The organism is Arthrobacter sp. Soil762, from assembly GCF_001428335.1.
GTDB lineage: Bacteria > Actinomycetota > Actinomycetes > Actinomycetales > Micrococcaceae > Arthrobacter.
Map to the genome: position 1 here is coordinate 1 of NZ_LMSG01000005.1, position 12,522 is coordinate 12,522.

Here is a 12,522-nt window from a genome sequence, read left to right on the forward strand (position 1 = left end):
GGGGATCCATGCTGCCATCCGCGTCCAGCATGACAATGATGTCCCCTGAGGCTGCGGCAAAACCCGAACGGAGGGCCACGCCCTTACCCTTGCGCTGCTCATCGACAATGACAAGGTTGTCACGGATAGCGCGGGCTACTCCCACCGTATTGTCCGTGGAACGGCCGTCCACGATGACAACCTCGTCCACATACGAGGGAATCCGGCGAAGAACCCACGGGATATTCCTCGCCTCGTTCAGGGTGGGAATGACGACACTGACTGACGCCCTCGGAGCTTCGAAGGCCAGCATCGGGAATGTTATTGGGAGCTGGGTTGAAATAGACAAATACCTCACCACTTCATGACGCTTGCGGATTTAGTCAACTCCGCACTCGACTCAGAAGTCGGGCGCAGATTTATCGCTTTATCCGGTCATGGGTCTGGTCTCTGGCCCCAGCTCTCATTTAGCCTTCGACTCTGGCCGTGAAGATGAGCCTATGGCTGGCCTCAGGCGCCTGTCACCAGTGGCAGGTACTCACTTTTGAGCGTCGGATATACGGTTCCTACCCAAGTACAGGGGTTTGGCAGCCGGTCCGAATATTAGGTATAGGGGTTCTCATTCCGCCCACATTTTAGGGACTTGACCGCTGTATGTGGGCTAGCGCGCATAAGGGACTTCAGGTTGACGATTTCCAGGTGGAGCAAACTGCCTCCATCGACAATCCCGTCTTTGGGTCAGATAGCCGAATTGGCCGGCCACGTACAGGCCACAGCAGGACCCAGCGGCACGGCCACGTGGACTATGAGTGCAGCCCGGGCCGTTGCCGTCTGGCGGACGGCGCTGAAGCCGGCAACCTGGAAACCTGCCTACATCGCAGTCTGGAAGAAAAGCTCCGTGACCGTTGCCAGCCGGTGCGGGTCCGCCACGCCGCAGAGCTCACGTGCGGAGTGCATTGAGAGCAGGGGCACGCCGACGTCGACCGTCCGGATCCCCATGCGCGTGGCGGTCAGCGGGCCAATGGTGGAGCCGCAGGGCATCACGTTGTTGGACACAAATTCCTGGTAGGGCACCTTCGCCTCCCCGCACAGCCTGGCCCAGAAAGCCGCGCCCGGCGCGTCGGTCGCGTACCGCTGGTTGGCGTTGATCTTCAGCAGCGGGCCGCCGTTCAGGACCGGGTGGTTGGCCGGATCGTGCCGTTCCGGGTAGTTCGGGTGGACGGCGTGGCCGGCGTCCGCGGAAACGCAGAACGACGCCGCCAGCGCCTGCCGCCGCTGGCTCACCGTGGCGCCGAGGCCGTCGGAGACCCGCACCAGCACGTCTTCGAGGATGGGCCCGCACGCGCCGGATCGGGAGTTGGAGCCGATTTCCTCGTGGTCGAACGCCGCAAGGATGGCGATCGGCCCACCGGCCGCGCCGCCAGACGCAGCAGAAGAATGAGCGATCAGCGCCGCCAGTCCGGCATGCGTCGCGGAAAGGTTGTCCAGGCGCCCGGAGGCGAAGAACTCACCGTTGGCCCCGAAAACCGCAGGTGCCTGCGTGTCTGCAATAACGACGTCGTACCCGCCAATCCGCGCAGGATCAACGGACGCGCCGGGCACATGCGATGCCAAAACCGCCAGCAGGTCAAAATCGGCGGGATTCCCCAGGCCCCACACCGGGTTCATGTGCCGCTGCTTGTCCAGCGTGAGGCCGTCGTTTACGGCACGGTCAAGGTGGACGGCCAGCTGCGGGAAGCGGAGCAAGGGCCCTGTGGCGGTGAGGTGCTCGGTGCCGTCCAGCAGGACAAGCCGGCCCGCCAGCCGAAGTTCGCGGTCCAGCCAGGAGTTGAGCAGCGGCCCGCCGTAGACCTCCACGCCGGCCTGCAGCCAGCCGAACGCTCCCGTGGTGGGCTTGGGCTTGAGCTTGAAGGACGGGGAGTCCGTGTGCGCGCCGAGGATGTTGAACCCGGTGGTGGGTCCGGCATTTTCCGGGACCACCCAGGCGATCAGCGCGCCGTCGCGGACCAGGTAGAACGATCCAGCCCCTCCGGCCCAGGACTCACGCTCGTCCAGGCCGGTGAACCCGGCTTTATCCAGCCGACGGGCGGCCTCGTGGACGGCGTGGAAGCTCGACGGCGATGCGCTGACGTACGCGCCCAGGTCCTGGATGTGGTCAACGGCGCTGGAGGCGGCGGCACTGGTGCGTGAAGGCATGGTTCCGAGTCTAATCCGAAAATGGAGGGGCACTGAGGGCGGCCGGCGCGTAGGAATGTGCCCGTCCATTTTCGGGCGGTTGGTCGGCGCTATCGATATGGGTGGGTGTCAGGCTGCGGGGGTCAGTGTGACGGTGTAACCGAGGGCTTCGAGTTGGCGGACGTGGTTACGTTTGCTGGTGTCCGGGTTGGTGCGGCGGCTGAAGTGGTCGGCGCCGAGGTCATGGAAACGTGTATCCGGATCCTTGAGGAGGTGCCAGATGATGACCAGGATGGAACGTCCGATGGCGACGATGGCGCGTTTCTTGCCGCGTCTTCGGGCTATCCTTCGGGAGCGTTCGCCGAGGAATGTAGCGGTTCTGCCGGCACCGACGGCGGCTTCGCCCAGGATCCGGGCGAGATAGCGGTTGCCGTGCCCGGTCGAGCCGCTGCCCTTGGTCTTCCCGGCGGAGGAGTTGATGCCCGGGGAGAACTTCGCCCAGGAACATAGGTGTCCAGCGGTCGGGAACCGTGACATGTCGACCCCGATTTCGGCCAGAATGATCGCGGCGGCAACGGGGCCGATGCCCGGGATCTCATCCAGGCGCTCCGCCGCCGCGGCGAAAGGGGCAAGCTGCGCCTCGATCTGTTCATCGACCGCAGCGATATCAGCATCAATGCCGTCGATCCTGGCCAGCATCCGGGCCAGCAGGAAGGCGTGGTGGTCATCGAAGAGGCCAGTGAACGCCTCCTCGAGTTCGCCGATCTTCCTGCGCATGCTTGACCGCGCCAGCTGCGCGAGGACTTTCGGGTTCCGTTCGCCGTCTATGAGCGCTGCCATCATCTCCCGGCCGGACACCCCGAAAATGTCTGAGGCCACGACAGAGAGCTTGATGCACGCGTCCTCAAGAAGCTTCTCGACGCGGTTCTTCTCCGCAGTCCGGGTCCCGACCAGATCGATCCGGTAGCGGGTCAGGTCCCGCAGCCGGCGGATCGGGGCAGGCGGGACAAAACTGGGCCGGAGCATCTGCCGCTCGGCGACCTTGCACAGCCACACCGAGTCGAGAACGTCTGTCTTGGGCCGCCCCGGCAGGTGCTTCACGTCGCGGGCGTTGACCAGCCACGGTTCGAGCCCGTGCGCCTCGAGAAGGTAGAACACCGGTTTCCAGTAATCGGAGGTCGCCTCCATCACCACCCGCTCGATCCGCAGGTCCACCAGATGGTTGGCCAGCTCCGCCAGTGACCGGCTCATCGTCGAATGCGTGGACACCTCCTGCCACCGCTTCTTCGAGTTCCCTTCCGCAGTGACCCGGACACAACAGACGAGTTCAGCCTTGCCAATATCGATCGCGGCGACCCTGGCAATGATCTGTTCCTCATCCTGGGATTCGGCAAGCATGATCCTGTTCATCTCCTCACGTGCGAACCTGTCGATGATCGACGCGGCCGCCCATGGGGATCACCGGGAAAAATGGGAATCTAATCCGCGTTCTCAGCAAAAGAAACAGTGAAGGGCCCAGAACGTGACCCCCAACGCCCGGCTAGATGACGGCCTACTGGAACCATAGAGGCACGGCGTTGACAGGCGGCCACGGCACCATTTTCAGCCCGGAACGGGCGTCCCGCAAGGGACACAAAGGCTAGATGGTCACGTTGAGCCCCGCGGTGTAGCCGGCCGCGGCCGATCCGGTCATGGTGGCCAGCTGGTAGATGCCGCCGTCATTCCTGAAGACGTTGTCCGACTGCAGCGTGGTCCGCTTCATGTTCGCGATGCTGGCTTCGTAGCCGGCAGTGGCGTAGACGTCGTCGCAGGCGGCCTTGGTCAGGGCGATCTGCGATACCGCCAGCACCTGTCCGGCGGCCGTGGCGTTGCTCATGGACTCGAACACCTCGAAGTGGATGTGCGGCCAGCGGCCGGAATAGGCTCCGGGGAAGATGGAGGTGAAGGTGACCTGGCCGTTGGCGTCCGCTTCCTGGACGCCGCGGAGGTAGTTTTCGTTTGCCAGTCCGGAATCGTACATGGAGTACCTGCCGTCCCGGTCGCAGTGCCAGGCGTACACGGCCGCACCGGCCAGCGGGACGCAGCCGTTGGCGTTGTCCAGCAGGGTCAGGGTGAACGTCAGCGGCACGCCTTCAGCCGAAGCAGACCCGGTTCCGAAGCTTGAGGTGATGTCCTGCCGCACCACCCCGGAGGCTGCCAGGACGTTGGGGCCGTTCGAGCCGTCACCGGGGTAAGGACCTGCTGTCTCCTCGGGGATCTCCACACCGCACTCGGCGATCGCCCGGGTAAGCGTGGGGCTGGCGGTGGGTGTCGCCGTCGTAGTGGCCGCGCTTGCGGTGGCCGTGGCACTCTCAGTGGCGGCCGACGTCGACGTCCCGGCTGTGGTGCCTGACCCGCCGGGAGTGCACGCTGCCAGCGCCGCTGCCGCACCGCCGGCGCCGAGGAACATTCCGAGGGAACGGCGGCTGATCATGGTGGACAGATCAAACTCAAGGCCGCGGTCGTGGTTGGGGTGGGGAAGGTGGTTGCTCATGGCTCCATCCAACGCGTCCCGCCTTTCCCCTGCATAGGCCCTTCCTGTGCGGAACCTGTGCGTCAGTCGTCCGCGCCAGCGTCAGTAATCAGGATTGCTCGGGACCACCAGGCCGGTCTCGTAGGCGTACACCACTGCCTGGACCCGGTCGCGCAGGTGAAGCTTGGTCAGGATGCGGCGGACGTGGGTCTTCACCGTTGCTTCGGAGAGGAAATACCGGTGCGCGATCTCGGCATTGGAGAGGCCCTCCGCCATGGCTTCGAGCATTTCTGTTTCGCGCGGCGTCAGGTCTTCGAGCAGCGAATCCCGCGGCGCGGCGGAGGGGGCCGGCACGGCTGCACCGCGGACATAGGTCTCCAGCAGCCGCTGCGTAACACGCGGGGCCACCACGGCATCCCCGCTGGCCACCACACGGACGGCATTGACCAGATCCGACGGCGCCACGTCCTTGAGAAGGAACGCGGACGCGCCTGCCTGGAGCCCGGCGAACGCATACTCGTCCACATCGAAAGTGGTGAGGATGATGATCCGGGCACAGGATCCGGTGGCGGTGATGGCGCGGGTGGCCTCGATACCGTCCAGCACGGGCATCCGGACATCCATCAGCACCACGTCGGGTTTGAGGTCCCGGACCAGCCGGACCGCCTCGGCACCGTCGGAGGCCTCGCCAACAATATGCAGGTCTTCCTCGCCCTCGAGGATGAGGCGGAACCCCATCCTCAGCAGCGGCTGGTCATCCACCAGCAGGACGGTTATGGGTTGGGTTTCAGTCACGTGTGCCTTGCAGTCAGGATGGACGCTTGTGGGGTTTCCGCGGGCTCGTCGGCCGGCCAGGTCAGGACGGCACACACGCGCCAGCCGCGGCCGCGCCGCCCGGCCACCACGGTGCCTGCGTAGATGCGCGCCCGTTCGGCCATGCCCGCGAGCCCCTGGCCGGAACCGGGCCCGACGCCGGAGCCTGGGAGCCCTGAACCCGGCCCGCCGCCGTCGGAGGTGCCCGGACCCGGGACTCCCGCGCCGTCGTCGAGCACTTCAATGGTGACCGTGGAGCCGGCCCGGACGATGCCCACGTCCACACGCCCCAGCGACCTGCCGTACCGGAGCACATTGGTCAGTGACTCCTGCACAATCCGGTAAACCGTCAGCTGGAAGGCCGCGTCATCCGGCAGCGCCGGGCCGGTGTGCGAGTAGTGCAGCGGCAGGCCAGCGGTGCGGAAGCCTTCCAGGAGGCTAGCCAGGTTGTCGCCCGAAGCGAGCGGCTGCCGTGGTGCGGTCCCGCCGGCGTCGTCCCGGAGCACGCCCAGGACCCGGCGCATGTCCGCCAGGGCGGTCCGGCCGGTCCGCGACAGTTCGCCAAGCACTTCCCCGGCGCGGTCGGGGCTTTTCCGGACCACGACGGCGGCGCCATCGGAGAGGCTGACCATCACCGTCAGTGAGTGCGCCACGACGTCGTGCATTTCGCGGGCGATCCGGTTGCGTTCATTGACGGACGCCAGGCTGGCCGTCCGCGCCGCCCAGGCGGCGATCTCCTGCTCGTGCTCCCGCCGCTGCCGCACCGAGATGCCGATCCCGGTGGCGATGACGTTGGACAGGGCGATGGTGGCGCCGGTGGCGATGCTCGTCAGGAGGTCGAAGTCGCCGGGATTGCCGCCGGCATCGTGGACGAAGGAATTCTCCATGGGACCAACGGCGGCCAGCAGGTACAGCAGGGCCAGCGGCGCCGTGGCGGCGGCCATGGCCACCAGCGCGAACCGGCGCGTGTGCACCACGGCCACGGCATACAGCGAGAACCACAGGCCCGCCGAGACATTCGAGCCCCACGGGTGCAGCAGCGTGACCGCCGCTTCCATCACTGCGACGAAGGCAGCCAACGCCACGGGGTGGGAGCGCCGGAAGAACAGGGCCCCGGCGACCACGAAGAGGAGCGCCGCCGCCAGCCAGGCGCCGGACATGATCGCGTCCACCACGGTCGGCGCCACCAGCAGCGCGTAGCTGAACACCACCACACCGTCCATCACCCGGGGATGCTGGTAAAGGTAGCGCCGGAGCAGGCCGCGGCGCTTGGCCGTGATCTCGGCAAAGGACGCGTCGGCCTGTCCGGCCGGCGCGTCCCTCACGAGTGCCGCTTCATTCATGCTCTGAGCCTAGTGTCCGCCTAGACGTCGCGTTTCTTGAGCACAATCATGGCCGGTACCAGGAACAGCAGAACGTAGCCCAGGAATATCAGGCCGCCCTGCCAGGGATCGATGACGCCGTCGGTGTGGCCAATGGACAGGAACCGTCCGCCGGCGTCGCTGGGGAGGTACTGGGGCACGTACTTCCAGAAGTCACCGGGGATGAAGGTCATAAAGCTCGCCGCAATGGACAGGACGAAGAACAGGCCCACCAGCACGGTGATGCCGCCCGCGGAGTTGCGCAGCAGTGCGCCGAGCGACAGGCCGATCAGGGCCACCCCGGCAACGTAGAGGCCGCCTGTGAAGACGCTGTACAGCACACCCTCCGTGGACCAGTCCAGGTCCAGGCCCAGTCCCTGGAAGACCGGCATGGCGATCAGGAACGTGGCCACGGCGGCGATGGTGGTGATGACGTAGGAGATCACGGCGAGCAGGATCGCCTTGGCCACAAAGGCCGGTGTGCGGCGCGGGACGGCGTTCATGGTGGAACGGATCATTCCAGTGGCGTACTCGGAGGAGATGAACAGGACAGCCAGCGAGCCCAGCACCAGGATGCCGATCTGCAGGCCTGCATTGGGCAGGTTGTACAGGTCAAAGCCTGATCCTGGCGGGAAGGTCTGGGACATCATTTCCGGCGTCAGGGTCTGGCCCTGGTCCCTGGCCTGCCGGGCCATTTCGTCCAGGAAGGAAAACCGGATCAGGACTGCGAGGGCCCCGACGCCGATAATCGCCACCAGGGTCAGGAGCAGCAGGATGCGGGTGGACATCAGGGAGAACAGCTTGATCCATTCAGACCGCAGCACACCGGCGAAGGTCACGCCCTTGGTACCAGCGGTGGAACGGACCCCGGAAGTCTGGGTTTCAGTCATGGTGGTCATCGTCCTTACTTTCCTGCCGTTGCCGGGGCGGTTTCCGGGGCGAACTCGCCGGCGGGTCCACCGGTCAGGTGTGAGTGGTATTCCACTTCGTCCTTGGTGAGGTCGAAGTAGGCGTCTTCGAGAGACGATTGCTGCGGGGTGAGTTCGTAGACGAGGACCCGGTTGTCCAGCGCCACCTGGGCGATCTGCCGCGCGTCCAGGCCCGTCACTTCCAGGGTTTCGGGCTGGCCCTGGTCCACGGTCACGCCATCGCCGGACAGCAGGGCTGACAGCTGGGTGGCTGCGGATGTTCGGACCAGGGTTTTGACCTGACGGGTGCCCGCAATGATGTCCTGCACGGGGGCGTCCGCGATGATTTTGCCGCGGCCGATCACGATCAGGTGGTCTGCCGTCTGGGCCATTTCGCTCATGAGGTGTGAGGACAGGAACACCGTCTTGCCCTGCCCGGCGAGGTAGCGGACCAGGTTGCGGACCCACAACACACCTTCCGGATCCAGGCCGTTGACCGGCTCGTCCAGGATCAGGGTCTGCGGGTCGCCAAGGAGCGCGTTGGCAATGCCCAGGCGCTGCCCCATGCCCAGCGAGAAGCCGCCTGCCTTTTTCCTGGCCACTGCCTCCAGGCCGGTCATTTCGATGACTTCATGCACCCGGGACGTGGGAATGTTGTGCGTCGCCGCCATGGCCCGCAGGTGATTGTAGGCGCTGCGGCTGGTGTGGACGGCTTTGGCGTCCAGCAGCGCACCCACCTGGTGCAGGGGGGCCTTGTGATCGGCGTAGTGCAGGCCGTTGACGGTGACCGTGCCCGACGTCGGCCGGTCCAGTCCCATGATCATGCGCATGGTGGTGGATTTGCCGGCACCGTTCGGGCCCAGGAAGCCCGTTACCTGCCCTGCTTTGACGGTGAAGCTGACGCCGTCAACCGCCGTTTTGCTGCCGTAGACCTTTGACAGGCCTGTTGCCTCAATCATGGAAAGGTTCCTTAGAACAGCAGCCTCGTGGCTGCGGGATGCGGGGAAGTTTTCGTGTGTACGCTTCACGCTACCGACGGCACAGCCGGATTTCGCCTGTCTCAGGGATGATTCAGGGTCGAATCAGGGTAGTCCGCACGGATGATCAGTGGCCCCCTCAGGGGGCGCGGCCGCCTTAGGTGCGGGGCGAGTAGTAGGTCAAGGCACGCGGTTCCACCCGGATCCGGACGCCGCGCACGCCCGCCAGTGCCTCGCCGTCGACCGCCAGTGCCAGGGGGGAGCCCTCGGACTCAATCCGGACCTCGGTAGCCTCCCGCAGATGGGTGATCCGGGAGGTCGCCACCGTGCCGGTCAGCACCGACCACAGGAGCCGGAGCCGGGCAAAGGATTCGTCGGCAGTAATCATGCGGACATCCAGGACGCCATCGTCCAGCACGGGCCGCGACAGAGGCGCGTGGTCCCGGGGGTAGTAGCGCCCGCGTCCGATGTACGCGATCCAGAGTTTGTGCCGGACGCCGTCCACGGTCAGGGTGGTGGGTGTTCCCGCGGCGAAGGTCCGGAACATTGCCACCACGCCGGCGAGCGGTTTGCCGAGGGCCGGCTGCAGCTGCTCCCTGCGCCGGACCAGATTGGGGTACAGGCCGATGCTGGCCGTGTTCAGCATGACCAGGTCAGCTGTTTCCGGGTTGCCCGCCAGCCCGCGCTCCACGGTCACAATTCCGACGTCGGCCCGCGCGGCTTCACCAGCGGCCGCGGCTTCCACAGCGTCCTTCAGGTTGGCAGTCCCCGTGTCCCGCGCGAAGTGGTTGAGCGTTCCGCCCGGGAGCACCAGCAGGGGCAGGGAATGTTCGACGGCGGCTGCGGCGGCGGTGCCAACGGTACCGTCGCCGCCCCACGCGCCCAGGGCACGGGTGTGCGGGTGGGAAGCGGCGGCCTGGATGGCCTCCTCCAGGCTCTCTCCCAGCTCGACCGTTTTTATATACGCCTTGGGGAATACTTCCTGGAGTGCGCCTGCCGTTTGTTCCGTGAAGGAGCCGCCCAGGGTATTCACCACGATGCTGAGACCTTCACCGCCCGGCAGCTCCGGGGCGTGGGTTGCGGTGCGCGATACTCCGGGAAACGGGGGGCGGACGGGCCACCACTTCCGGGTCACCAGCGCCGCCCCTGCGCCGATCGCCGAACCGAAGAACACATCCGATGGCCAGTGGGCCCCCGTGTGGACACGGGAATAGGCCACCCCCAGCGCCGCCGGCGCAAGTGCCACACCGACAACCGGCTTGACCAGCCCGGCGCCGAGCGCGAAGGCGATGGCGGAGGCCGAATGCCCCGATGGCATGGACGAGCTGGTGGGCTGCGGATGGACGAACCGGAAAACCGGCAGATGCTCGGGGAGCGGCCGTGCCCGCGGCAACAGGGTTTTGAACACCACGTTGGTCACCGCCGATGCCACCGCTTGGGCAATCAGCCCGTGCAGGGCAGCCCGGCGGGGCTTGCCGGGGAAGGCGGCCATGATCGCCGCTGCCCCGATCCACAGCTTGCCGTGGGTGGCGGAGGCGGAGAGGCGCCGGAAAAACTCATCGTGGTTTCCACCCGGGAAAGACGACACACCGCGGACAACGTGCCGGTCCAAGCGGCTGATCCAGCCCGGTCCCTTGCGCCACACTTTATACATCTCCCCACCCTAATGCCGGTGGGGTTCCCCTACTTGGCGGACTGGGGCTTGGAGGACTGGGGCGCGGAGGACTGGGATTTGGAGGGCAGGGGCCTCGCGGCGCCGGCGAGGAGGAGGGCCACCAGGATCGGGGCGAGGATCGCGAGGAGCGCCAGGTGGATTCCCGTGAGGTCGCCCAGGTAGCCCAGCATCGGCGGGCCGGCGAGGAAGGAAACATACCCCAGGGTGGATACAACCGAAACCCTCGCGGCCGCAAGCTTCGGATCGTCGGCGGCCGCTGACATTCCCATGGGGAAGGCCAGCGCGGAGCCCACGCCCCACAGCGCAGCACCAACCCCGGCCAGCCAGATGTTCCCCGCGAGCACAAACAGGCACAGACCCGCCGTGGCCGCGGCCATGCTGGCCCGGAGCACTACGACGCGGCCGTAGATGTCGATCACGCGGCCGCCGAAGAGCCGCATCGCCGTCATTGCCAGGACAAACAAGGCGAACATCAGGGCACCGGTGGATTCCGAACTGCCCAGGCCGTCAACAGTGGCCTTGGCGATCCAGTCGTTTCCGGCGCCTTCGGTGAGGGTTGCACCCAGGACCACAACGCCGATCAGCAGGGTGCGGCCGTCACGCCAGGCCGATGGCCCCTTCACAGCCGTCGGTTCACCCTCCACCGGAGCGGCCTGGGCCGCGTGGGGGAGGAAATAGCGGGGCGCCACGAGGGCCACCACCACTACTACACCGGCGATGACCAGGAGGTGCAACGGCAGGCCAATACCGAGTGTTGAGAGGCCCGCACCGATCAGTGCCCCCACAAAGGCCCCGCCGCTGAAGGCCGCATGGAACTGCGGCATGATGGTGCGCCGAAGCTTGTGCTCGACGTCGGCTCCTTCAATATTTTGGGAAACGTCCCACAGCCCGACGCCAATGCCGAAGAAGAACAGCGAAACGGCAGTGCCCGGGATCGATTCCGCCGACAGGGAAAGGGCAATGCCCACCCCGGCCAGGGCTGACAGGAGAGCGCCTGCGCGCACGGCATTGGCGGTGCCGATCTTCCCCACCACAAGTCCCGCCGTCGGAAGGGCGAGCAGGGAGCCGACGGCGATGCACAGCAGCAGCGTGCCCATCTGGCCGGAGGTCAGGTGCAGCGTCTCAGTGACGGCGGGGATCCTGGCGGCCCAGCTGGCAAAAACGAAGCCGTTGATTCCAAAGACGACAAAAGTGGCGGCGGCTGCTGCCCTGAGGGACGGTCCGGCCGTCGTGCTGGTGTTGATGCTCATGCTTTGACTACTTCCACCGAGAGCTTGTTGAGGTGTGCGAGTTCGTCCGCACTCAGGTCTTTGTCCGTAACTATCACGTTCACCGCGTCCAAGGGGGCAACCAGGGCCATTGCGGTGGCATTCCATTTGGCACCGGCGCAGGCAACAATCACCCGCGCCGCCGATTCGAGGCCGGCCCGCTTCACTGCGGCGTCTTCCAGATCATGGGCCAGGAGACCGTCCCTGAGGTTCAGGGCGCAGGGCGTGACCACCGCCGTGTCGAAGCGCAGGGACCGGATGTTGGCTTCCGCGAGCGGGCCGCGGAACGACAGCTCGCCGGGTACCAGGCTTCCGCCGGGAAGCAGCAGGGCAGGACGCTGGCCGGCATGCGGGTCGTCGTCGGTGACCGTCGTCAGGGAGCGCATGGACATGGGCATCAGCGTCAGTTCGCGCCCACGGAGGACGCGGGCAATTTCCGTGGCTGTGGTGCCGCTGTCCAGCCACACGAGTTCGCGCTCTCCCAGCAGGCCTGCCACGGCGGCGGCGATCCTGGCCTTCACGGCCTGGTCTTCGAGTTCGCGCTGGCCGTAGCCGGGGTTTTCGCCACCGGCAATCAGGCTCCTGGCCCCGCCATGGACCCTGCGCAGCACTCCATGCGTTGCGAGCAGCTCAAGGTCCCGCCGGATGGTGGCGCCCGATGCGTCACACGCATGGGTCAGCTCTTCCACCGAGACCTCGGCCTGGTGGCGAAGCAGCTCCCCGATCAGGCGGTGCCGCTCTTCAGTCTTCATGCTCATATGATAGCAATTTTTGATCATATGCGCGTGGCACCACCCGACGCTCTCTCACTAAACGCAGGAAAATCACGAACGCTCTCTCACTTTCCTCAAGAA

Annotated in this window: 11 protein-coding genes; all 11 read right to left on the minus strand. The window is 66.1% G+C overall.

What is annotated here, in order from left to right; genetic code table 11:
* Window positions 1–328 (minus strand): glycosyltransferase family 2 protein (locus ASG77_RS06260; protein ID WP_235564343.1); only part of this gene is annotated, 328 nt, incomplete at its 3' end.
* Between the two features lie 521 nt (window positions 329–849).
* Window positions 850–2,175 carry a M18 family aminopeptidase gene (locus ASG77_RS06265; protein ID WP_056342671.1) on the minus strand — a complete coding sequence of 442 codons (1,326 nt, stop codon included), beginning with the start codon at window positions 2,173–2,175 and terminating at the stop codon, window positions 850–852.
* A gap of 108 nt (window positions 2,176–2,283) precedes the next feature.
* On the minus strand, window positions 2,284–3,564 hold the full coding sequence (locus ASG77_RS06270) for an IS110 family transposase (protein ID WP_235564345.1): 1,281 nt from the start codon (window positions 3,562–3,564) through the stop codon (window positions 2,284–2,286).
* Between the two features lie 229 nt (window positions 3,565–3,793).
* Complete coding sequence (locus ASG77_RS06275; protein ID WP_056342672.1) at window positions 3,794–4,687, minus strand: intradiol ring-cleavage dioxygenase; 894 nt, start codon at window positions 4,685–4,687, stop codon at window positions 3,794–3,796.
* Between the two features lie 81 nt (window positions 4,688–4,768).
* Window positions 4,769–5,461, minus strand: coding sequence for a response regulator (locus ASG77_RS06280; protein ID WP_082575869.1), 693 nt, complete (start codon window positions 5,459–5,461; stop codon window positions 4,769–4,771).
* Entirely contained in the window at window positions 5,458–6,822 is a 1,365-nt protein-coding gene (locus ASG77_RS06285) for a sensor histidine kinase (RefSeq protein WP_056342673.1), read from the minus strand. Before ASG77_RS06285 ends, ASG77_RS06280 begins: the two co-directional genes overlap by 4 nt.
* 20 nt (window positions 6,823–6,842) lie before the next feature.
* Window positions 6,843–7,730 carry an ABC transporter permease subunit gene (locus tag ASG77_RS06290; RefSeq protein WP_235564347.1) on the minus strand — a complete coding sequence of 296 codons (888 nt, stop codon included), beginning with the start codon at window positions 7,728–7,730 and terminating at the stop codon, window positions 6,843–6,845.
* A gap of 14 nt (window positions 7,731–7,744) precedes the next feature.
* The gene (locus ASG77_RS06295) at window positions 7,745–8,707 is read right to left on the minus strand and encodes an ABC transporter ATP-binding protein (protein ID WP_056342675.1); all 963 of its coding nucleotides are present in this window, start codon (window positions 8,705–8,707) and stop codon (window positions 7,745–7,747) included.
* A 175-nt stretch (window positions 8,708–8,882) separates the two neighbouring features.
* Entirely contained in the window at window positions 8,883–10,379 is a 1,497-nt protein-coding gene (locus tag ASG77_RS06300) for a bifunctional phosphatase PAP2/diacylglycerol kinase family protein (RefSeq protein ID WP_056342679.1), read from the minus strand.
* A gap of 29 nt (window positions 10,380–10,408) precedes the next feature.
* A complete protein-coding gene (locus ASG77_RS06305) occupies window positions 10,409–11,650 on the minus strand; it encodes an MFS transporter (protein WP_200950677.1) in 1,242 nt (413 codons plus the stop codon).
* Window positions 11,647–12,420 (minus strand): DeoR/GlpR family DNA-binding transcription regulator, encoded by a 774-nt coding sequence (locus ASG77_RS06310; protein ID WP_056342682.1) that lies wholly within the window; start codon window positions 12,418–12,420, stop codon window positions 11,647–11,649. Before ASG77_RS06310 ends, ASG77_RS06305 begins: the two co-directional genes overlap by 4 nt.
* Window positions 12,421–12,522: the final 102 nt, after the last annotated feature.